General features: G+C 64.9%; 15 protein-coding genes and 1 pseudogene. 5 read left to right on the forward strand and 11 right to left on the reverse strand.

All coding sequences use genetic code 11. The annotated features are described in order from the left end of the window. Window positions 1-12: 12 nt before the first annotated feature. Together PG887_RS01135 and PG887_RS01140 are read right to left on the reverse strand one after the other, a co-directional pair. Window positions 13-1,404: an MATE family efflux transporter gene (locus PG887_RS01135; RefSeq protein ID WP_270821026.1), complete on the reverse strand. Its 1,392-nt coding sequence runs from the start codon at window positions 1,402-1,404 to the stop codon at window positions 13-15. Between the two features lie 106 nt (window positions 1,405-1,510). Continuing rightward, on the reverse strand, window positions 1,511-2,416 hold the full coding sequence (locus PG887_RS01140; protein ID WP_270821027.1) for a LysR family transcriptional regulator: 906 nt from the start codon (window positions 2,414-2,416) through the stop codon (window positions 1,511-1,513). Between the two features lie 495 nt (window positions 2,417-2,911). Here PG887_RS01140 and PG887_RS01145 point away from each other — a divergent pair, with 495 nt between their 5' ends. Next, window positions 2,912-4,204, forward strand: coding sequence for an HAAAP family serine/threonine permease (locus PG887_RS01145; RefSeq protein ID WP_039039437.1), 1,293 nt, complete (start codon window positions 2,912-2,914; stop codon window positions 4,202-4,204). 125 nt (window positions 4,205-4,329) lie between these two features. Beyond that, window positions 4,330-5,610, forward strand: a complete 1,281-nt coding sequence (yjeH, locus tag PG887_RS01150; protein ID WP_042015548.1) for an L-methionine/branched-chain amino acid transporter — start codon at window positions 4,330-4,332, stop codon at window positions 5,608-5,610. A 43-nt stretch (window positions 5,611-5,653) separates the two neighbouring features. Here the strand turns inward: yjeH and PG887_RS01155 are convergent, their stop codons facing one another. The 4 genes from PG887_RS01155 to PG887_RS01170 all read right to left on the reverse strand — a co-directional run bounded on the left by PG887_RS01155 (window position 5,654) and on the right by PG887_RS01170 (window position 10,818). Next, the gene (locus tag PG887_RS01155) at window positions 5,654-6,190 is read right to left on the reverse strand and encodes a GNAT family N-acetyltransferase (RefSeq protein WP_270821028.1); all 537 of its coding nucleotides are present in this window, start codon (window positions 6,188-6,190) and stop codon (window positions 5,654-5,656) included. A 72-nt stretch (window positions 6,191-6,262) separates the two neighbouring features. Further along, a complete protein-coding gene (locus PG887_RS01160; RefSeq protein WP_104454576.1) occupies window positions 6,263-7,990 on the reverse strand; it encodes an ABC-F family ATP-binding cassette domain-containing protein in 1,728 nt (575 codons plus the stop codon). A 280-nt stretch (window positions 7,991-8,270) separates the two neighbouring features. Then, the gene (locus tag PG887_RS01165) at window positions 8,271-8,708 is read right to left on the reverse strand and encodes a PliI family lysozyme inhibitor of I-type lysozyme (RefSeq protein ID WP_270821029.1); all 438 of its coding nucleotides are present in this window, start codon (window positions 8,706-8,708) and stop codon (window positions 8,271-8,273) included. 79 nt (window positions 8,709-8,787) lie between these two features. Then, window positions 8,788-10,818: a M13 family metallopeptidase gene (locus PG887_RS01170; protein ID WP_270821030.1), complete on the reverse strand. Its 2,031-nt coding sequence runs from the start codon at window positions 10,816-10,818 to the stop codon at window positions 8,788-8,790. Window positions 10,819-10,947: 129 nt separating this feature from the next. On the opposite strand from PG887_RS01170, the gene tilS reads away from it, so the two are divergent. After that, complete coding sequence (gene tilS, locus PG887_RS01175; protein ID WP_270821031.1) at window positions 10,948-12,282, forward strand: tRNA lysidine(34) synthetase TilS; 1,335 nt, start codon at window positions 10,948-10,950, stop codon at window positions 12,280-12,282. A 42-nt stretch (window positions 12,283-12,324) separates the two neighbouring features. On the opposite strand, the gene PG887_RS01180 is transcribed toward tilS, so the two are convergent. Then, window positions 12,325-13,251, reverse strand: coding sequence for a GGDEF domain-containing protein (locus PG887_RS01180; RefSeq protein WP_039039444.1), 927 nt, complete (start codon window positions 13,249-13,251; stop codon window positions 12,325-12,327). Window positions 13,252-13,438: 187 nt separating this feature from the next. Here PG887_RS01180 and PG887_RS01185 point away from each other — a divergent pair. Then, a pseudogene (locus PG887_RS01185) lies at window positions 13,439-15,391 on the forward strand (cation:proton antiporter domain-containing protein). A gap of 27 nt (window positions 15,392-15,418) precedes the next feature. On the opposite strand, the gene PG887_RS01190 reads toward PG887_RS01185, so the two are convergent. The 4 genes from PG887_RS01190 to PG887_RS01205 all read right to left on the reverse strand — a co-directional run bounded on the left by PG887_RS01190 (window position 15,419) and on the right by PG887_RS01205 (window position 19,235). Next, window positions 15,419-16,579, reverse strand: coding sequence for a patatin-like phospholipase family protein (locus PG887_RS01190; RefSeq protein WP_010673432.1), 1,161 nt, complete (start codon window positions 16,577-16,579; stop codon window positions 15,419-15,421). A gap of 117 nt (window positions 16,580-16,696) precedes the next feature. Beyond that, on the reverse strand, window positions 16,697-17,554 hold the full coding sequence (locus tag PG887_RS01195; protein ID WP_048208776.1) for an alpha/beta hydrolase: 858 nt from the start codon (window positions 17,552-17,554) through the stop codon (window positions 16,697-16,699). Between the two features lie 72 nt (window positions 17,555-17,626). After that, window positions 17,627-18,208, reverse strand: a complete 582-nt coding sequence (locus PG887_RS01200) for a TetR/AcrR family transcriptional regulator (RefSeq protein WP_104454572.1) — start codon at window positions 18,206-18,208, stop codon at window positions 17,627-17,629. A gap of 382 nt (window positions 18,209-18,590) precedes the next feature. Continuing rightward, complete coding sequence (locus tag PG887_RS01205; RefSeq protein WP_041214700.1) at window positions 18,591-19,235, reverse strand: response regulator transcription factor; 645 nt, start codon at window positions 19,233-19,235, stop codon at window positions 18,591-18,593. A gap of 158 nt (window positions 19,236-19,393) precedes the next feature. Here PG887_RS01205 and PG887_RS01210 point away from each other — a divergent pair, with 158 nt between their 5' ends. Continuing rightward, on the forward strand, window positions 19,394-20,020 hold the full coding sequence (locus tag PG887_RS01210; protein WP_104454571.1) for a glutathione S-transferase: 627 nt from the start codon (window positions 19,394-19,396) through the stop codon (window positions 20,018-20,020). The last annotated feature ends 59 nt before the right edge of the window (window positions 20,021-20,079 follow it).

Raw genomic sequence — 20,079 nt, forward strand, 5'->3', positions numbered from 1 at the left:
CCGGGGCGGGCCTCAGGGGGCGGTCAGCGCCCGTTGCATACGGACGGAAGTACGCCCTCCGGCAGGGCTCAGGGCCCGCCACTCCCGCCACAGCAGCCAGCACAGGGGGGGCGTCAGCAGCAGCACGGTGGCGGGCTGTGCCATCAAGACTCCGTCGCGCCCCCACCAGAGGGGCAGCAGGAAGATGAGGGGCAGCAGCAGCACCGTCTTGGCCACGGAGATGACGAGGGCCTGGCGGGTGCGGGCCATGGCCTGCAACAGCACGATGCCGAACATGACGATCCCCTCCAGGGGCAGGGCAGCGAGGTTGAGGGTCAGGCTGCTGATGGCGGCGGCGAGCAGCTCTGCGTCCTGATCACCGGTGTAGAGCATGGCGACCGGCTGCGGCAGCAGCTGGACAATCAGCCAGACCCCCAGGCCATAGACCAGGGTGATCTTGAGCCCCATCGCCATCAGGAACTGGAGGTCGCGATGGCGCCCGGCTCCCGCTGCCTGGCTCACCAGGGGCTGGATGCCAAACGCCAGTCCCTGCAGGATGACGATGAAGACCGCCTCCGTGTACCCCGCCACGGTGAAGCCCGCCAGATCCTTGACCGTGCCGTGCACCATCAGCTGGCTGTTGTGCAGCAGCAACAGCAGCCCCAGATTGAACTGGGCGATGAGGCTCGGCAGCCCGGTGAAGAGCAGGCCGGGCATGGCCGGGAAGCGTGGCACCAGCTGGCACCAGGTCAGCCGCAACCGGGCGTGGCGGGTGAAGAAGTACCCCAGGCCGAGCAGGCTGACCATGGCCTCCGAGAGGAGGGTGGCCTGGGCCGTGCCGGTGAGGCCGAGCCCCAGCCGGCCCACCATGATGTAGTTGAGCAGGATGTTGAGGAGGGCGCCGCCGCTCACCAGTACCATGGCGAGGCGAGGGCGGCCGTCGTTGCGAAGCAGGTAGGGCACCGCCAGGTTGCTGGCGAGCAGCAGGGTGCCACCGCCAATCCAGGTGAGGTAGTCGCTGGCCTGCTGCCAGGTGTCGGTGCCGGGGGCCATTCCCAGGGCCTGCAGGATATCGGTGTGCCAGTGGTGCAGCAGCAGCGGCGCTACCGTGCCCAGGATCAGCAGCAGCCAGAGGGCGCTGACCAGAGCCTGGCGGGCCAGAGCGAGGTTCCTGGCGCCCTGCTGGAAGGAGATGGCGGTGGCGGCCCCCATGGCGATCATGGCGGCGAGGCCGATGAGCACCATGATGACCGGATAGACCAGGTTGATGCCGGCAAGGCCGGCGGCCCCCACGTAGTGGCCGACGAAGATGCCGTCCACCAGGTAGTAGGCGCCGGAGACCAGCATGGCCATGACGGAGGGGAGGGCATAGCCCCAGAAACGGCGGGCCATGGCCCGTTGACGCAGGCGGAAGTAGGCGGACATATCTGTACTCGGGAAAAGGGCCGGAATCGAGCAGACAGTCTAGTTTCTTATGGTTTAATTGATAATCAGGCTATTATTTGATGTATTACTGAATACAACTCATCAATCAACGGATCCTGTGATACTCCTTCAGCATGTCGATCAGGGCTCGCAGCCCTTGCCCCAGCTGTTGCCGGCTCGGATAGAAGAGGTTGAACCCGGCAAAGCTAGGGCTCCAGTCATCCAGCACGCTCACCAGCCGCCCCGATGCCAGGGCGTCGAACACCTCCCCTTCATGGCAGTAGGCGAGCCCGAGCCCCGCCTCGGCCGCCCCCAGGTAGAGCGCGGGCGTGCTGGTGGTGAGCGGGCCCGTCACTTCGATCTCAAGCAGTTCCCCCTCGGCGGCAAAGGCCCAGCGATAGTGGTGATGGGGCGTGAGCCGGTAGCCGATGCAGTCGTGCTGGCGCAGATCCGAGGGGTGGCGAGGGGTGCCACGCCGTGCCAGATAGTCGGGGGAGCCCACCACCAGATAGCGCTGCTGCGGGCCCAGGGGAACCGAGATCATCTCCTGGGGCAGCAGGTCGCCGTAGAAGAGGGCGGCGTCGTAGCCATCCTCGATGAGGCGGGGCATCAGCTCCAGCTCCTCCACCTCCACCTGCATGCGCGGGTAGCGCACCAGATAGTCGATGAGCACCGGGGCCAGCACCTCCTGGATGGCGGCTCGGGGGGCACAGAGCCTGAGCCTGCCCACGGGCTCGCCCGCGTGGCGCGTCAGCTCCGCCAGCGCCGCCTCCAGTTGCCCCAGGGTCGGCAGTACCTGGGCCAGCAGCCGTTCGCCCGCCTCGGTCGGCACCACGGCCCGGGTGCTGCGATTGAGCAGCCTGACGGCCAGGCGACTCTCCAGCCCTTTGAGGGCATGACTCAGGGCCGAGGCGGAGACCCCGAGCTCGAGGGCGGCCTTGCTGAAACTGCGGTGACGGGCGACGGCGGCAAACACGGCCAGCTCGGCGAGATCGGTGCGGGAGAGGGTCATGGTCGGTACGCAGAAAAGGGGCGGACACAAAGGGTACGCCATGGGGCGACGGGAGACAATCGGGGGGCAATGAGGGGGTTGTGACAAAATTGTTGCGCGCCTCAAGGTGAGGTGGATCACACCAAAAAGTTTATATGTTAAAAAAAAATCGCAATATGGCGATTCAAGTGTGATCTGAAGCGACGGAAAGGCGATTACAATCAAACTTTGGTTGATTAATTCAAAAAAACGATGTGATTAATAGTGCCTTTTAACTAGAGTCATCTCATCGGATGAGGTGAGCGTTATCCCGTTGTTAACGAGCGAGCACGATCCCCTCTGTATTACGACTCCCCGCCCGTGTTTGTTGCAATCAGGTTGCCACAGGGAGTGGCGACCGGATGGCCGGGGCGGAGGAACAAACAGGACGAATAGCTGGAGTTCCAGGGAAAGGAACCGGGCCCAGGCCCACTGACAAGTTAAGATCCCACTTTCCTTGATGACAGGAACACCCCTATGTCTGACATGAACATTGCAGTTGAAGGCAGCTTGAGCAAAGCCTCCTCCCGTGGCATCAACAAGGCCGACGTGGTCTGGATGCTGGGTCTGTACGGTACCGCCATCGGCGCCGGTGTCCTCTTCCTGCCGATCAATGCCGGTGTCGGTGGCCTGTGGCCGCTGGTCGCCATGCTGATCCTGGCCCTGCCGCTGACCTTCTTCGCCCACCGTGGCCTGACCCGCTTCGTGCTGTCCGGCTCCACCCGTGACGGCGACATCACCGAGGTGGTGGAAGAGCACTTCGGCAAGACCGCAGGCAAGTTCATCACCCTGCTCTACTTCTTCGCCATCTACCCCATCCTGCTGATGTACTCCGTGGCCATCACCAACACCGTCGAGAGCCTGATGGTGCACCAGCTGGGCATGACGGCACCTCCCCGTGCCATCCTCTCCCTGGTGCTGATCCTGGGTCTGATGGCGATCGTTCGCCTGGGCGGCCAGGTCATCGTCAAGGCGATGAGCGTGCTGGTCTTCCCGTTCGTGGTCACCCTGATGGGCCTGGCGGTCTACCTGATCCCGCACTGGAACGGTGCCATCATCACCGAAGCCCCTGCGCTGGGTGAGGCCTTCAACGGCGACTTCATCAAGACCCTGTGGCTGGCCATCCCGGTGATGGTGTTCTCCTTCAACCACTCCCCGATCATCTCCTCCTTCGCGGTGGACAACAAAGGCCGCTACGGCGCCAACGCCGAGAAGAAGTGCAGCAACATCCTGCTGGGCGCCCACGTCATGATGGTGATGACGGTAATGTTCTTCGTGTTCAGCTGCGTGCTGAGCCTCTCCCCGGCTGACCTGGCGGCGGCCAAGGAGCAGAACATCTCCATCCTCTCCTACCTGGCCAACCACTTCGACAACCCGGTGATCGCCACCGTGGCACCGCTCATCGCCATGGTTGCCATCAGCAAGTCCTTCCTGGGTCACTACCTGGGTGCGCAAGAGGGCATGAACGGCCTGATGGCCAAGTCCCTGCGCGAGAAGGGCAAGAACGTCGACGTCAAGCAGCTGAACAAGGTGACCGCGGTCTTCATGATCCTGACCACCTGGGCCGTGGCCACCATCAACCCGAGCATCCTCGGCATGATCGAAGATCTGGGCGGCCCCATCATCGCCATGCTGCTCTTCCTGATGCCGATGTACGCCATCGCCAAGGTACCGGCCATGCGCAAATATGCCGGCAACCTCAGCAACGGCTTCGTCACCCTCATCGGCCTCATCGCCATGTCTGGCATCATCTACAAGCTGATTGCCTGATGACAGCGTTCATCCCTGTGAGAAAGCCGCCCCCCGGAGCGGTTTTTTTATGGGCACAAATGCTTAACAAAGCGGTGATGGCGGCCTAACATGGCGGGATGTTTTTCTAGACGGGACAACAGGATATGTCTGGGTTGAAAAAGGATCTCGGGCTCTGGCAGGGGATGGGGCTGCTCGCCACCTCCCTGCTCGGTACCGGGATCTTCGTGGTACCGGCCACCGCCGCCTCGCTGGCGGGAGGGGCGTCGCTGTGGGCCTGGTTGCTGCTGATTGCCCTGGTGCTGCCCATCGCCTTTACCTTCGCCCGCCTCGGGCGGCGTTATCCCCACGCGGGGGGCGCCCCCCATCTGATTGGCCTCGCCTTTGGCAACGGTGCCGAGCGCTTCTCCGCTTTCCTCTTTCTGGCGGTGCTGCCGGTGGGCCTGCCTGCCGCCCTCACCATCGCCGCCGGTTTCTGGCACGCCCTGTTCGACATGGGGGAGTGGACCCTCTGGGGCATCCAGCTGCTCACCCTGCTCGGGGTCTTTCTGCTGGGGCTGCGGGGAGCGCGCTCCTCCGGCAACCTGCAACTGCTGATCGCCCTGGCCATTCTCGGGCTCACCCTGCTTATCTGGGTCAAGGGGGATCTCAGCTGGCGCGATGCCGCCCAGCCTCTGCCAACGGCGAGCGAATGGCCCGCCATGGGCTCGGCGCTGGCGGTGATGTTCTGGTGTTTCGTGGGGCTCGAGGCCTTCGCCCATATGGGAGAGGAGTTCAAGCGGCCAGAGCGGGACTACCCCCTTGCACTGCTGGGGGGCGTGCTGCTGGCGGGGCTCATCTACTGGGTGCACTCGCTGGTGGTGCTCAAATATGACCTCTACGGGGACGAGGCGACCAATGCCACCGCCATTCCGGCCCTGCTCTCCCTGCTGTTCGGCCCCACCGCCAAGTGGCTGGTGGCGGTGCTGGGCTATCTCTCCTGCTTCGCCAGCATCAACATCTACCTGCAAGGTTTTGCGCGCCTTATCTGGAGCATGGCGCGGGAGGGCAAACTGCCGGTCTCCCTCTCTCGCCTCTCGGCCCGGGGCGCTCCCCTGCATGCCCTTGCCTGGGTGCTCGCCATCTGTTTCGTCTCCATCACCCTGATCCTCTGGCTGCGTCTGCCCCTCGATGCGCTGATCCGCTACGCCAACGGCAACTTCGTGCTGGTCTATCTGCTCTGCATGGCGGCGGGCTGGCGCTTGTTGTCGGGGACCGGCAAGGGGCTGGCGGGCCTCAGCGTGCTGCTCTGTGCCCTGGTGCTGCTGGCCCTCGCCACCCAGGTGCTCTATGCCGTCGTGCTGAGCCTGGGGTATGGCGGCTTCTCCCTGTGGCGGCGCAGACGCCGCCGCTCGGCGTCCGATGAGGGTGTCTGCGCCATCAAGTAACTCCCGAAAAAAAGCCCCGCAGTGCGGGGCTTTTTGTTGCTGGTCACAGGCTGGCGGGCAGGTCGCTGCGCAAGATGGCGTAGTGGCGCAGGGAGATGAAGCCATCCCCCTTGCGCTCGCACTCCCGCGCGGTGCCCTCGTAGTGAAAACCGGCCCGCTCCAGCAGGCAGGCGGAGGGGTGATTGGGCTCCTCCACCACTGCCATAAGGCGGTGCAGGTCGGTGGTGCGGTAAGTGAGCGGTAGCCACAGCCGCAGCGCCACGCTCATCACCCCCTTGCCCCAGTGTTCGGGATAGAGCCAGTAGCCCAGCTCGGCACACCGGTGAGTCGGGTCGGCATCGTTGTAGCCGATGGCCCCCAGCGGTTCGCCCGTGTGCCGGTCGCGAATGAGGTGCCAGGCGCCACGGCCGGTGCGGGTCAGCTCGGCATACCAATCCATCTGTGCCCGGCATGCCGCCAGGCTGTCGTAGCTGACGCCGTAGTAGGCGACGACCCGGGGATCGGAGAGGCCGCGATAGATGTGAGGCAGGTCGGTGTCGGTGACGGGATCCAGCCTGATGTGGGGTGGTGCTGATGTCATGATGACTCCTTGCGGCCAGCCGTGGCTGGCCGCGTGTGTTGCGTAACAAGAGATGGATGATCCGGGCTGGCGTCAGGCAAACCCGAGCCGCTCGGCCAGGCGCGTCAGCTCGTCACGCCACTGCTGCTGCAGGCGCGGGGTCTGGTGCCTGGGCTTGCGGGCCAGATCGGCGGCGAGCAGGGCATCGAGCTCATACCAGCGCGCCAGTAGCGCCTCTTCGTCATCCCCCGTGGCGGCCGCGGTCTGCGGGTCACCTGATCGAGCCGGGCTGCCCGCCTGCGGCAAGGGGGCATCGCCCAGCAGCTCGGCATAGGCCCGCTCGGCGCTGTGAGCCTCCTGGATGCGCCCGTCCTGTATCAGCCAGAAGCGGTTGCAACTGCGCTCGATCAGCTCCCGGTCGTGGGAGACCAGCAGCACGCCCCCGGGGAAGGCCGCAATGGCATCGGCCAGCTCCTCCTTACCCGCCAGATCCAGGTGATTGGTGGGTTCGTCGAGCCAGAGCATGTGGTGGCTGCCGAGGGACAGGGCGAGAAACAGCAGCCGTGCCCGCTCGCCCCCGCTCAGGGTGTGCACCTGCTGGCCGTGGCGGACATAGGGGAAGCCCGCCCGGATCAGCGCCTGTCGCCGCGTCACCTCAGGCAGAGGGGCCAGGGGGTACAGCGCGTCGCTCAGGGTGGTATCGTCAGCCAGCTGCTGCAGGGACTGATCGTAATAGGCGATGCTCGCGCCGGGGTGGCAGTACCAGCCCGCCTGCGGACTCTGCATGGTCAGTTCGCGCCAGCACTGGCGCAGCAGGGAGGACTTGCCGGTGCCGTTGGCACCGAGCAGGGCGACCCTGTCCCCCGCTCGCAGCCAGAGCCCCTCGGCACGCAGCAGCGGCGGCAGTGCCGGTGCCGGCGATACGTCGAGGGCCTCCAGTCGCAGCAGGGTGTCGGCGGGCAGGCTCACTCCGCGCAGCTCGAGCCGCCAGGGGGCCAGCGCCGCCACCTGGCTCTGCTCCTCCTGCAGGCGGGCGATGCGTTTTTCCATGGACTTGGCCTGGCGCACCAGCTTCTCATTGTCATGCTCCCGCCCCCAGATGGCGAGGCGTTTGCTGCTGGCGCTCAGGCGGTCTATCTCCTTTTGCTCGTCGGCCCGGCGCAGGCGGGCCTGCTCATCCTCGGCAGCCAGCGCCGCCCGCGCCTGGCTGCAGGGCAGGGCGAAGCGGTGCAACTGGCCGTCTCGCAGGATCAGGGTCTGATCCGTGACGCTGTCCAGCAGGCGACCGTCGTGGGAAACCAGCACGAAGGCGCCGCGCCAGCCCAGCAGAAACTGCTCGAGCCAGAGCAGGGCGGGCAAGTCCAGGTGGTTGCTGGGCTCATCGAGCAGTAGCAGGTTGGGTTGGCGCAGCAGGGCGCGGCCTATCTGCAGCCGGCTGTGCTGGCCACCGCTCAGTGCACTGACCGGCAACGTGGCCTGGGCCTCCAGCTGCAGTTCGGCCAGCAGCTTGTCCACCTGCCATTCGGCGGCGGGGTCGTTGCCCAGGGCATCCAGCAGCACGGCGCGGGTGCTGAGGGTGGAAAGCCCGGCGGGCAGTTGCTGGGCCACGAACTCGCAGCGGCAGGCGGCGGCCTGCACGACCCGGCCGGCCTGGGGCGTGCGCTCGCCCGCCAGCAGCGCGAGCAATGTGCTCTTGCCGCAGCCGTTGGCGCCAATCAGGCCGAGTCGGTCGCCTGCGCGAATGCCGAGTTCGAGGTGATCAAATAAGGGAAGGTGCCCCGCACTCATCTGCAGGGAATGGGTACTCTTCAGGGTTGTCATGCTCTTGCTCTCTTAAATCGCGGGATATGAAATCCCTGTCATCAGGAGCGCTGGCGACAACGGCAGAGTCGAGAAAGGTCTCGGTATGGAAGGGAGTCGGCTTTGCTCGAACCCGCTATCGCAGCGCGATGGTATGCAGGCAAGAGCACTTGAATGTGCCGAACAGGCGAGCCGAGAACATCGGACACGCTTGGATAACCATTTCGCCCTGTGGGGGGCCGTGAGCACCGCATCGGGAGGCGCGGGGTAAAAAACGCCCCGTGATACGGGGCGTGGGGGGTCAGTCGCGGGGAGTCTTGAGGGCCTCAATCACATCGTCACTGGGGGCCAGTCCCTCCACGTGGTTGAAGCTCTCCACCCCCTCCTGGGGATTGATGGTGAGGGCGTCAGCGCTCAGGTAGCTGCCGCTGCCGGCGCTCTCCACCACGACGATGACTTCAGGCTGCTTGTCGCCGTTGAGATCCAGCAGCTTGATTTCCTTGATGCTGCCATCGCGCGGCAGCACCTTGCCGTCGATGAACTGATCCAGCGGAAACTGGGGGTTGGTACCGGAGTAGAGGCGCACGTCGTAGCTGCCGGTGGAGGCGGGCTCGCCGCGCCCTTCGCTGACGGTCACCACCTGGCCGGAGGGGAGTGTCAGCTGTTTGAAGAAGCTGTCCGCCGCCTGGCTGGCGAGGGGCAGGGTGAGCAGGCCGAGAGTAAGGAATAAGGCTTTCATGAAGAGGACCCTTGTTGCTGCTTGTGTGTCTGTGACGGGCAGGGGGCCGCTGGTCGGCCGCCCCCTGCCCGGGTTGTCATCACCATATCTTGACCCGTTTGGCCGGGTCCAGATAGAGCTTGTCGTCGGGCTGGATCTTGAATGCCTCGTAGAAGGCGGGGATGTTCGGTACCACGCCGTTGACCCGGTATTCCGGCGGCGAGTGGGGATCCGAGGCGAGCAGCATCTGCATCAGCTCGGGGCGATACATGCCCTTCCACACCTGGGCCCAGCCGAGGAAGAAGCGCTGCTCGCCGGTAAAACCGTCCAGCACCGGGGCCTCCTTGCCATCCAGAGAGAGCAGGTAGGCCTTGTGGGCGATGGTGAGGCCGCCGAGATCGCCGATGTTCTCCCCCAGGGTAAACTGGCCGTTGACGTACTGCCCCTTGATGGGCTCGAAGCGGTTGTACTGGGCCACCAGCCGGCTGGTGCGAAAGCGAAACTCCTTGAGATCCGCCGGCGTCCACCAGTCGCGCATCACGCCGTCACCGTCGGATTTGGCCCCCTGATCATCAAAACCGTGGCCCATCTCGTGGCCGATCACCCCGCCGATGGCGCCGTAGTTGACCGCATCGTCCGCCGTCATGTCGAAGAAGGGGGGCTGCAAAATGGCGGCCGGGAAGACGATCTCGTTGTTGCTCGGGTTGTAGTAGGCGTTCACCGTCTGGGGCGACATGTGCCACTCGTCCCGATCGACCGGCTTGCCGAGGCGAGCCAGGTTGTCGGCGTATTCGAAGGCGCGGGCCCGCTGCAGGTTGCCCACCAGATCGTCGGGGCGAATGGTGATGGCGCTGTAGTCCTTCCACTTGTCCGGGTAGCCGATCTTGGGTCTGAACTTGGCGAGCTTCTCGAGGGCCTGGGTCTTGGTGGCCGGGGACATCCAGTCCAGCTCCTGGATGCTCTGGCCGTAGGCGGTGCGCAGGTTCTCCACCAGCTGCTCCATACGGGCCTTGGCCGCTGGCGGGAAGTAGCGCTCGACATAGAGCTTGCCCACCGCCTCCCCCAGGTTGTTGTCCAGCACCCCGAGGGCCCGCTCCCAGGGGGCGCGCTGCTTGGGCGTGCCGCTAAGAGCGGTGCCGAAGAAGGCAAAATTCTGGGCATCGGTCTGGCTGTCGAGGTAGGGGGCGTAATCGGTGATGAGCTGCCACTTGAGGTAGGCCTGCCAGTCAGCGACCGGGGTCTGCTGCATCACCTCGTTCAGGGCCGAGAGGTAGGTGGGCTGGCCGATGACCAGGCTCTGTTGCCCCGCAAGGCCGGCCTGGGCCAGGTAGGTGTCCCAGTCGATGGCGGGGGCGAGGCGCCCCAGCTCGCTCACCGGGCCCTTGTTGTAGTTCTTCTCTCTGTCTCGCAGGGCCACGTTGTCCCACTGGATCTGGGCGAGCCTGGTCTCGAGGGCCAGGATGCGTTTCGCCTTGCCCTGGGCATCCGTCTCACCGAAGCGGGTCAGCATGGCGGCGATGTGCTGCTCGTACTTGTGCAGCAGCGCCTGGCTGTTGGGGTCGCGCTTGAGGTAGTAGTCCCGATCCGGCAGGCCGAGGCCGGCCTGGTAGAGGTAGACGGCATAGCTGTCAGGGGCCTTGGCGTCGGCGTCAATCCAGAAACCGAAGGGGGAGCCGCCACCGGTGCGGGCGCTCTGGGCGAAGGCGCGGGCGAGATCCTGCGGCGTGCTGATCTGCTCTATCTCGCTCAGCATCGGCAGCAGGGGCGTGGTGCCCTTGGCGTTGCGGGCGGCCTGATCCAGATAGCTCTGGTAGAGGTCGTGGATCTGCTGGGCCGGGGTGCCGGTGGCGGCTTTGCCATCCAGCCCCTCCACCAGCACTCGCACGTCCGCCAGGGATTTGTCCCGCAGCAGGTAGAAGGCGCCGTCGGCGGGCCTGTCATCGGGGATCTTGGCCGTGGCGAGCCAGTGGCCGTTCACGTAGCGGAAGAAGTCGTCACCAGGCTTGACGCTGGTGTCCATGTTGGCCAGCGCAAGGCCGGAGTGTTTGTCCGGTTGGCTCGGTGCCTGACTGCAACCGGCCAGCAGGGCCAGCCCGACGAGGGTGGCCAGGATGTGTTTCTTGTTGTTCATTATGGTTTTATTCCAATTCGGGTTATATGGCTTCCTTGCCCACGCAGGGAGCGATTCACTCTAGCAGCCGGGTTAGCGCTTGATAAGCCCGACTCTGCTAAGATCGGCCTGGTCGTATTGGGGAAGCCTATGATTTCTCGTATTTATTCTCGTTTTTGTCAGACCCTGCCCGCGCCGGAAGGTTCCCGCGGTCTGCTGGTGGCTTTCAGCGGCGGGCTCGACTCCACCGTCTTGCTGGTGCTGGCGGCCCGTTTTGCCCGCGCCCACGGCCTCGCCCTGAACGCCCTGCACGTTCATCATGGCCTGAGCCCACATGCCGACGACTGGGTGGCTCACTGCGAAGGGGTGTGCCGGCAACTGGCGGTGCCCCTCATCGTGGAGCGGGTGCAGCTCTGTCGAGGCAACGGGGAGAGCCTGGAGGCCCAGGCGCGGGCGGCGCGTTATGAGCGACTCGCCGCCCACCTGGGGGAAGGGGAGTGGCTGCTCACTGCTCACCATCAGGATGATCAGCTGGAGACCCTGCTGCTGGCGCTCAAGCGGGGTGCCGGTCTGCGCGGACTGGCGGGCATGGTGGCGAGCCAGCCTTTTGCCGCAGGCCATCTGTTGCGCCCCTTGCTCGACATGAGCCGGGCCGAGCTGGCGCAAGCCGCGCAGTCACTTCCTTATGGCTGGGTTGAGGATGAGAGCAACGAAGACCCGAGCTATGACCGCAACTTCCTGCGCCAGCAGATCATCCCCCTGCTCAAGGACCGCTGGCCCGCCATGGCCCGGACGACGGCGCGCACCATGGCCCTGTGCGCCGAGCAGGAGGCGCTCATCGGCGAGCTGGCCGAGGCGGACTGGCAGGCGGTGGGTGAGGGAGAAGGGCTGCGCATTGACGGACTCCTCTCCCTCTCCCCCGTGCGGCGCAACAACCTGCTGCGCCACTGGATCCGCCGTCAGGGGGGAGAGATGCCCTCCCGCGAGCTGCTGGGCCTGCTGTGGCAGGAGGTGGCGCTGGCGCGCGATGACGCCAACCCCAGGCTGAGCCTGCAAGGGTTGGCGTGCCGCCGCTATCAGGGGCGCTTGTACCTGATAGCGCCGGATCTCGCCCCCCGCGAGGAGGTGCTGCCCATCCGGATGGAAGAGACGCTCACTCTGCCGGACGGGCTTGGGCAGTTCAGGCTCTGGAGAACGGATGGCGAAGGGTTGCGGACACCGAGGGGGGACGAGCCGCTCTCGGTGCGTTTTCAGGTCGCCCCGGGCGTCATGCTGAAACCGGTGGGGCGGGTGGGCAGCCGGCGGCTCAAGAAGCTGCTGCAAGAGTACGGGGTGCCCTCCTGGCAGCGGGGGCGCATTCCCATCCTCTACTACGGTGAACAGGTGGCACTGGTGGCCGGGCTCTTTGTCTGCGACGGATTTCTGGCGCCAGAAAAGGGGGTGGCGTGGGAGTGGCGGCCCCCCGTCACCCCGGATGCGGATTGACATCGCAGAGTGACAGGGGGCCGGGAGGGGAAGGGTGATGCCCTATTCGGGCAGGCCGGAGCCCCCGGCTTTCTTGCGGGCGTAAAGATGAGTATCGGCCGTCTCGTAGAGGCGCTGCACATCCATGCCCGACTGCCAGCTGGCGGCTCCCAGGCTGCACCCCACCGAGAAGGCGCTGAGCTCCTTGTGGCTGTGGAGCACATGTTGCAACCGCAGCCAGACCGGGCGCCAGGCCTCGGGGTCCGCGGGTTGCAGCAGCAGGGCAAACTCGTCCCCGCCGAGGCGAAACGCCTGATCCGTCCCGCGAATGCACCCCTGCAGCAACTGGGCGAAGCGGCTTAGCACCAGGTCGCCCACCGGGTGGCCCCAGGTGTCGTTCACCTGCTTGAATCTGTCGAGATCCAGCAGCACCAGCACCAGGCCGTGGGGTTCCCGGCTGTGTTGCTCCACCGCCCGGCCGATGGCCTCGTCGAAGTAGGCGCGATTGCCAAGCCCGGTCAGGTGGTCGAGCCGCACCTGCTGCTCCAGCCGATCCAGCCGCAGATAGAGGGGCAGGGGGAGGCTGAACAGCTGATGATATTGCTCAAGCAACCGCCTCTGGCCGTCGCTCAGGGGGTGCTCCAGCTCGTAGTGCAACTGGCCGAGCAACTGCTCGTGTCGTCCCCGCAGCTCGAAGCGATAGGCATGCAGGGTCAGCCTGGCCTGGGGCGGGTGCGAGATGAGGGGATGGGGCTGGCCACAGTCGAACTGGAGCGAGTGGATCCGGACAATGTTTGCCACCCGCTCGGCAAAGATTGCCAGCAGGGCGTCAAGATCCCGTTGCCCCAGCAACTGCTCTATCTGCTGATAGCGGTCCTGCCCGGTCAACGGCGCAAGCCGCTCCATCTGCTGTACCCACTGCTCTATGCCATGTCCGAAGCCGTTCAATGACGATGTGTTTTCCACGTTACAGCCCTTACACCTCTCCATTCATTGCGCAGGCTCTTGCAAGCCCTGTGCCTAAAATATGTCCGATGAAAAACAAGGGTGCTGGCTAGGCTTAACGGGATGAAACGGGAGGGGAAATCCCTGCCGCTGAGCGAGTGGCGTGCCATATGGGGAGCGGGCGCTGTGCTTGCAGGGAAGAGGGTGCCGGGCAGATGAAGGAGAGGGATGGGTGTACGCCGATGTGTTGATCCTGCTGATCTTCGCCGTTGTGCTGGTGGCCATTTTCCGGCGCCTCGGCCAGCCGGTGATCCTTGCCTATCTGTTTGCCGGCATGCTGCTCGGCCCCCATGGCGTGGCCATCGTCACGGGTCAGGCCATGATGCAGACCATAGGGGAGCTTGGCATCGTGTTCCTGATGTTCTCCCTCGGGCTCGAGTTCTCCCTGCCGCGTCTGCTCGCCATGCGCAAGCTGGTGCTGGGGGTCGGCAGCCTGCAGGTGCTGCTCACCTCACTGCTGTTTTTCGGGCTCGGCTGGTGGTGGGGGCTGAGTCTGGCCCAGGCGCTGGTGGTGTCAGGCACCCTGGCGCTCTCCTCCACCGCCGTGGTGATCAAGCAGCTCGGAGAGCTCAAGCAGCTCCATACCCGGCGAGCCCAGCTCGGGGTGAGCGTGCTGCTGTTCCAGGATCTTGCCGTGGTGCCCCTGCTGGTGATGATCCCCATCCTGGCCCAGCCCGAGGTGCAGGGCAGCGCCCTGCTGGCGGAGGTCGCCTGGGCCTCCCTCAAGGGGTTGTTTGCGCTCTTCGTGCTGCTGGCGGTGGGGAAGTGGCTGCTGCCCATGCTGTTTTTCGAGGTGGCGCGCGCACGTTCAGATGAACTCTTCGTACTGAGTGCCCTGCTGGTGGCATTGCTGGCGGCCTCCCTGACCCAGTGGATGGGGCTCTCCATGGCGCTCGGTGCCTTTCTGGCGGGCATGATGCTGGGGGAGTCCCACTATCGTCATCAGCTCGAGGTGGACATCAAGCCGTTTCGCGACGTGTTGATGGGGCTCTTCTTCATTACCATCGGCATGACCATGGACTGGGCGCTGGTGGCGGACGCCTGGTGGCAGGTGCTGGCCTGTGTGACGGGGCTCATCCTGTGCAAGTCGCTGCTCATATTGCTGGCGGGCCGCCTGATGGGGGAGCGCAAGCGCGACGCCATGGCCGCCGGCATCATGTTGAGCCAGGTCGGGGAGTTCGGTTTTGTGCTGCTGGCGCTGGCGAGTCATCACGGCTTGCTGGATCACCAGCTGGTCTCTCTGCTCATCGGCATCGGTGTCATCTCCATCGCCCTCACCCCCTGGCTGGTGTTGCGGGCGCTGGGGCTTGCCCACTCCCTCACCGACAGTGCCCTGCTCTCTCGCGCCGAGGTGGCTCAGTCGGGCCTGAGCAAACACTAGCACGTCATCATCGCCGGGTTCGGACGCACCGGCCAAACCTGTGCCCGCTTTCTCAAGTTCGAAGAGATCCCCTTCCTGGCCCTGGATCTCGATCCCGAGCGGGTGAGCGAGGCCAAGCTGGCGGGGGAACAGGTGGCGTTCGGCGATGCCAGTCGGCGCGACATCCTGCTGGCGGCCGGTCTGCTGCGGGCGCGGCTGGTGATCATCACCTTCGACGATCGCAAGCGGGTCGATGCCATGCTGATGCTGATCCGGGAGCTGGCGGGGGAGATCAAGGTGCTGGTGCGTACCCGGGATGACAGTTTCCTCGAACACTACAAGCAGGCCGGCGCCTTCGAGGTGATCCCCGAATCCCAGGAGGGAGCCCTGATGCTGGTCTCCCACCTGCTGCTCAACTGCGACATTCCCATCGGCCGGGTGATCCGGCGCATGGAGCACGAGCGCAGCAGCCAGTATCGCTTTCTGCACGGTTTCTACTGGGGCGGCAAGAGTGCGGGCAATCTGGAGACGGATCAACTGCTCGAGCGGCTGCATCCCGTGCTGCTGCACGACCAGGCCTGGGCGGTGGGACACAGGGTACGGGATCTCGCCCTGGGAGAGGTGCGCATCAAGGCGATTCATCGCGGGGAGCGCAGCTTGGATCCCAGGCGCGAGCTGGTGCTGGCGGCGGGAGATACCCTGGTACTTTTCGGCACGGCCGTGGCCATGGAACAGGCCGAGCAGCGCCTGCTGGAGGGACGCTAGGATCTCCTTGCCATGGGATAAGGCCCCTCAGGCCTCTTCGCGAAACTGCTGCTGCCTCCCGCTGCCCGGCAGGTCGAGGAAGGCCTCGATGCGTTGGCGGTGATCCAGCGCGTCCTGGTATCCCAGCTTGATGAGCCGCTGGCAATAGCCGGGGTCAAACATCAGGAAGCTGGCCAGGCTGCTGCTCTCTTCGCCGTTGACCCCGAGCACTCGCAGCAGACGGCGCAGCTGGGTCGGCAACCGTGGGAGGTATTCGAGGGCGATGAGGTCGAGATCCTGGCTGGGGCGGATCACGCAGGTCTCCACCTGGCGCAGTTTCAGCCGACTGCGCTCCCGTGCCGGAATGAGGGAAAGGGTCTGGTTGATGCGCCCGAGCCGCTCCAGATCCGAATTGAGGGTGTCGGAGAAGACGGTGTTGAGCAGATGGCTCGCGATGTTGGAGCTGGTCAGGTGCCCCTGGCGGGGAGTCGGGTTCTCCCTGTGAGGGGAGTCCAGGGTCACCAGCAGGATCCGCTCCGCCCCCAGGTGGATGGCGGGACTGAGCGGGCTCAGCTGGTGGATGGAGCCATCCCCGTAGACGCGATCGCCGATGGGGGTGGCGGGAAAGACAAAGGGCAGCGCCGACGAGGCCAGCAGATGATCCGAGGTGAGCAGGGTACGCAGGCCACGTCGTCTGGCGCGCTCCCAGGGCTGATGTTCGGCCCGCCCCTGGAAGAAGGTAGTGGAGAGGCCGTCATCGTAGTCGGAGGCCGTGATGGCGATGGCCTCCAGGCTGCCGTAGAGGATGTTGTCATCGATGCGGTGATAGTCGATGAGCTGATCCAGCAGACGGCGCAGGGGGGCGTTGTCAAACAGGTGAAAGGCGCGGTTGCTCTGGGGGGTGATGAGGCCGGCCGAGCCCTGATAGAGGGTGCGCCACAGCAGTTGGCAGGGGTGGAAGTCGAAGATGTGGTGGGTCTCGAAACGTCGCCAGACCCACTCCAGCTTGCGCACCCCCAGATGGAAACAGGAGGCGTAGCACGCCAGCGCCGTGATGTTGAGAGCCCCCGCCGAGGTGCCGCACAAAATGGGGAAGGGGATGCCGATGTTGCGGGGGTAGAGTTCGGCCACCGCCTTGAGTGCGCCGACCTGATAGGCGGCGCGGGCACCACCACCAGTCAGCAGAAGAGCAGTATTGGGTCTGGCCATGAGGGTGCGCCTTATCGTGATCGCCAGGGCGGGTTGCCACCGCGCAATTCAACTATAAGACGTTGTATACCGGATAAAAATGGGCCGCACGCTCAATTTTTGCGGCCCGTTTCATTTTCAGTTTGCCAAAGGCGTCTGGCTCAGTTGATCGAAGGCGGCGAAGGCTGGAGGGCTTGCCAGAATACGGCCATGGCCGAGCCCCCGGGTGCTCACCAGCCGGGTGCGGCCATCCTGGGCCGCGCGCAGGGAGTCCCGGTGGGGGGCGAAGCGGTCTTCCTCATCGTGAACGATGAGGGCGGCGCCGCTGCGCCGGGCTAGCCGGCCAAGGGGGTCAACCGTGCTGAGCGGGTGCTGGTATTCGTGTTCTATCTCCTTGACCACCGCATCGAACAGCCGGATGGAGTAGCCGGAGCGCGCCACCATGCCGTAGAGCTGGGGCACGTAGTCGAGCACCGGGGAGATGAGCAGCAGCGGCAGCGCATCCATGGCAGGGTGACGGCTGCTGAGGGTGACGGCGCCCCCCATGCTGTGGGTGACGACGCCCTGGACGGGGCCGACCCGCTCGAGGATCTCGTCGAAAGCGCGCACGAAGCGGGGCAGGTGGCCCCTGTTCCCTTCACTCCGGCCGTGGGCGGGGTGATCGTAGGCGAGGGCCGTATAGCCCTGGGCGGCGATGTGGCTCATCAGCGGATAGAACTGGCTGGCACTGCCTGACCAGCCGTGCATCAGCAGCCAGACCGGCCCCTGGCCGAGCCGGTAGCTCATCAGGGTCCCTTCACTGGTGTGGATGGCCTGCTCGACCAGGCCGGCCGGGGCTGCGACGTCCCGGGTCGCCCGCTGCGGGGTGAGCAGCAGCTTGCTGGCGGTGCGCTTGGCGTGGGTGGGCGCGAGCACGTGATGCAGGCGGGTGCCGAGGCCCAGCAGCAACTTGCTCGGGCTGAAGCGGCGTGTGTTGAAGTAGATCTTGCTGCTCATGGTCATCCTGTGTCTTTTGTGTGCGAACGGTCGTGCTTTTTTGCGAGTTTTTAAAAGGAAGAGCCCGTCGGGTCAGCGCCAGCTGGTCAGCAATTGTTCCACCTCGGGCCAGAAGTGGCGGGCCGGATCCTCGCTGAGCCCCAGGGCATGGAACACCTGATCCCCGAGATAGAGGCCGTAGAGGCGATAGACGGCGCGCCAAGGGTCGAGATCGCTGCGCCACTCCCCTCTGGCCTGCCCCTGCACTACCTGGCGTGTAAGGTAGTCGAGCCAGAAACGGACCAGCTCGCGTGCCGCCTGCTGGACCTCACCCTCCTGGGCGGAGGTCCAGGCATCGAGGAACATGCAGCGGCCGGCAAAACTCTGGTTCCAGGCCAGCCAGGCCTGCAACAGGGCGAGTAGTTTCTCCTGCTGGGTGGCGTGTCCCTGTTGGCGCACCGGCTGGATCACCCGCTCACGAAATACCTTGGCGGAATGGGTGAGTACGGCGATCTGTAGGTTGTCACGGGACTGGAAGTGGGCGAACAGACCGCTTTTTGACATCTCGCAGGCCGTTGCGAGGGAGCCTATGGTGAGGCTCTCCAGCCCCTGCTGGCTCGCCTGCTCGAATGCAGTCTGCAAAATGGTGTCGCGGGTCAGACGTCCCTTGCTCATCCGGCTCTCCTCTCTCTGGGCTGGCAGCATAAAGTACGACCGTGCTAATTGTCGAGCCGCAAATGGTGCAGGGAGGCCGTTTCCGGCTGCCACGGGGGGGCCAGAGAGTCTTTTGGGGGGCGGTTGTGGCTGGCTCGATACGAGCCAGCCGGGGACGAGCTCAGTCGTCCTTGATGCCCATTTGCTGCAGGGCGATGACTGCCTGGGTGCGGTGCTTGACCCCGAGTTTGCGGAAGGCGGAGTGATATGGGCTCTGATGGTGGCAAGGGGCTCAACTGTCCTTGATATCCATCTGCTGGAGGGCGATGACCTCCTGGGTGCGGTTTTTGACCCCAAGTTTGCGGAAGGCGGAGTGATATGGGCTCTGATGGTGACAAGGGGCTCAACTGTCCTTGATATCCATCTGCTGGAGGGCGATGACCGCCTGGGTGCGGTTCTTGACCCCGAGTTTGCGGAAAATCGCGGTGATATGGGCCTTGATGGTCGCCTCGGAAACGTTGAGCTCCCAGGCGATCTGTTTGTTGAGGCTGCCATCCCGCAACATGATGAGCACCTTGTATTGCTGGGGGGTGAGGCTGGCCAGCTTGGTGGCGAAATCGGGCCCTTCGCCGGGCTCGGGATGGAGGGAGATCCCCTCGGGCACCCAGTTGTCCCCCCCGATCACCGTATTGAGGGCGCTGACCAGCTCTTTCATGGGAACGGATTTGGGAATGAAGCCGAGCGCGCCCAGGCGCAGCACCTGCTGGATGATGGCGGGATCCTCGGAGGCCGAGACCACGACGATGGGGAGATCCGGGTGATGTCCGCGCAGATAGGCCAGCCCTTCGAAGCCGTTGGCCCCCGGCATCTTGAGATCCAGCAGCAGCAGGTCGACGTCGGGATGTTCATCGAGCAGGTGGCTCAGGCTGTCGATGGAGTCAGCCTCCAGCAATCTGGCGTCGTCGATGGCCATGTGCACCGCTTGATAGAGGGCGCCCCGAAACAGGGGGTGGTCATCTGCGATGACGATGGTAAATTGGCTGTCCATAGCTCACATTGTTGCTAACTGATTGTTTTGAAAAATCAAACTAGCACTGCTACCCAAGTGGGTCAAACCCGCCAGTACGCAAATGTGAGGTGGTCATCGGATGTCGTGCCACGGGGCCGGCGGGATGGCCAGTAAACAACCCATGCAGGAGGCAATCGATGGGATCCCTGGTTTTGACGGTGGGCACGGGCTCCACCTGGGCAATGAGAACGGCGCTGGTGCTGGCCATGAGCGGGCTCAAGTGGCAGGAGCAGGTCTTCGATCTGGAAGATGCCAAGGAGCTGCAACGGCTCAAGCGCACGGCCCCCGCCGGCCTGGTGCCCTGGCTCGACGACGGTGAGCTGCGTATTCACGACTCGCTGGCCATCGCCGAATATCTCCACGAGTGCTGCCCGGAGCGCCACCTTTATCCGGTGGACAAGGCCGAACGGGCCCTGGCCCGCAGCCTGTGCGCCGAGCTGCACGCCGGTTTTCGCCAGATCCGCACCCTGCTGCCCTTCTTCCTGGGGGCGCCCACCCAGAGTGAACCGCCGGTGGAGGTCATCGACGAGCTGGCCCGGTTGCAGACCCTCTGGTCCCAGGCGCGGGGGCCCTTCTATTTCGACGAGGCGAGCATTCTGGATGCCTTCTATGCGGTGATGGCCTATCGACTGGCAAGCTATGGCATTTCGCTGCCCGGTCAGGCTGGCGCCTATCAGCAGGCCTTGCTGGCCTGGCCCCTGTGGCAGGAAACCCTGCTCAGGGCGAGGTTGCAGTGGCCAAAGGCGGCCCGCCAGCCTGATTGATGCGGGCGTCGGCAAGACAAAAAAGGGGAGCCATCGGCTCCCCCTTTTTATTCAGGCCA

The sequence above is a fragment of the Aeromonas sp. QDB14 genome (genome assembly GCF_027707845.1).
GTDB lineage: Bacteria > Pseudomonadota > Gammaproteobacteria > Enterobacterales > Aeromonadaceae > Aeromonas > Aeromonas caviae.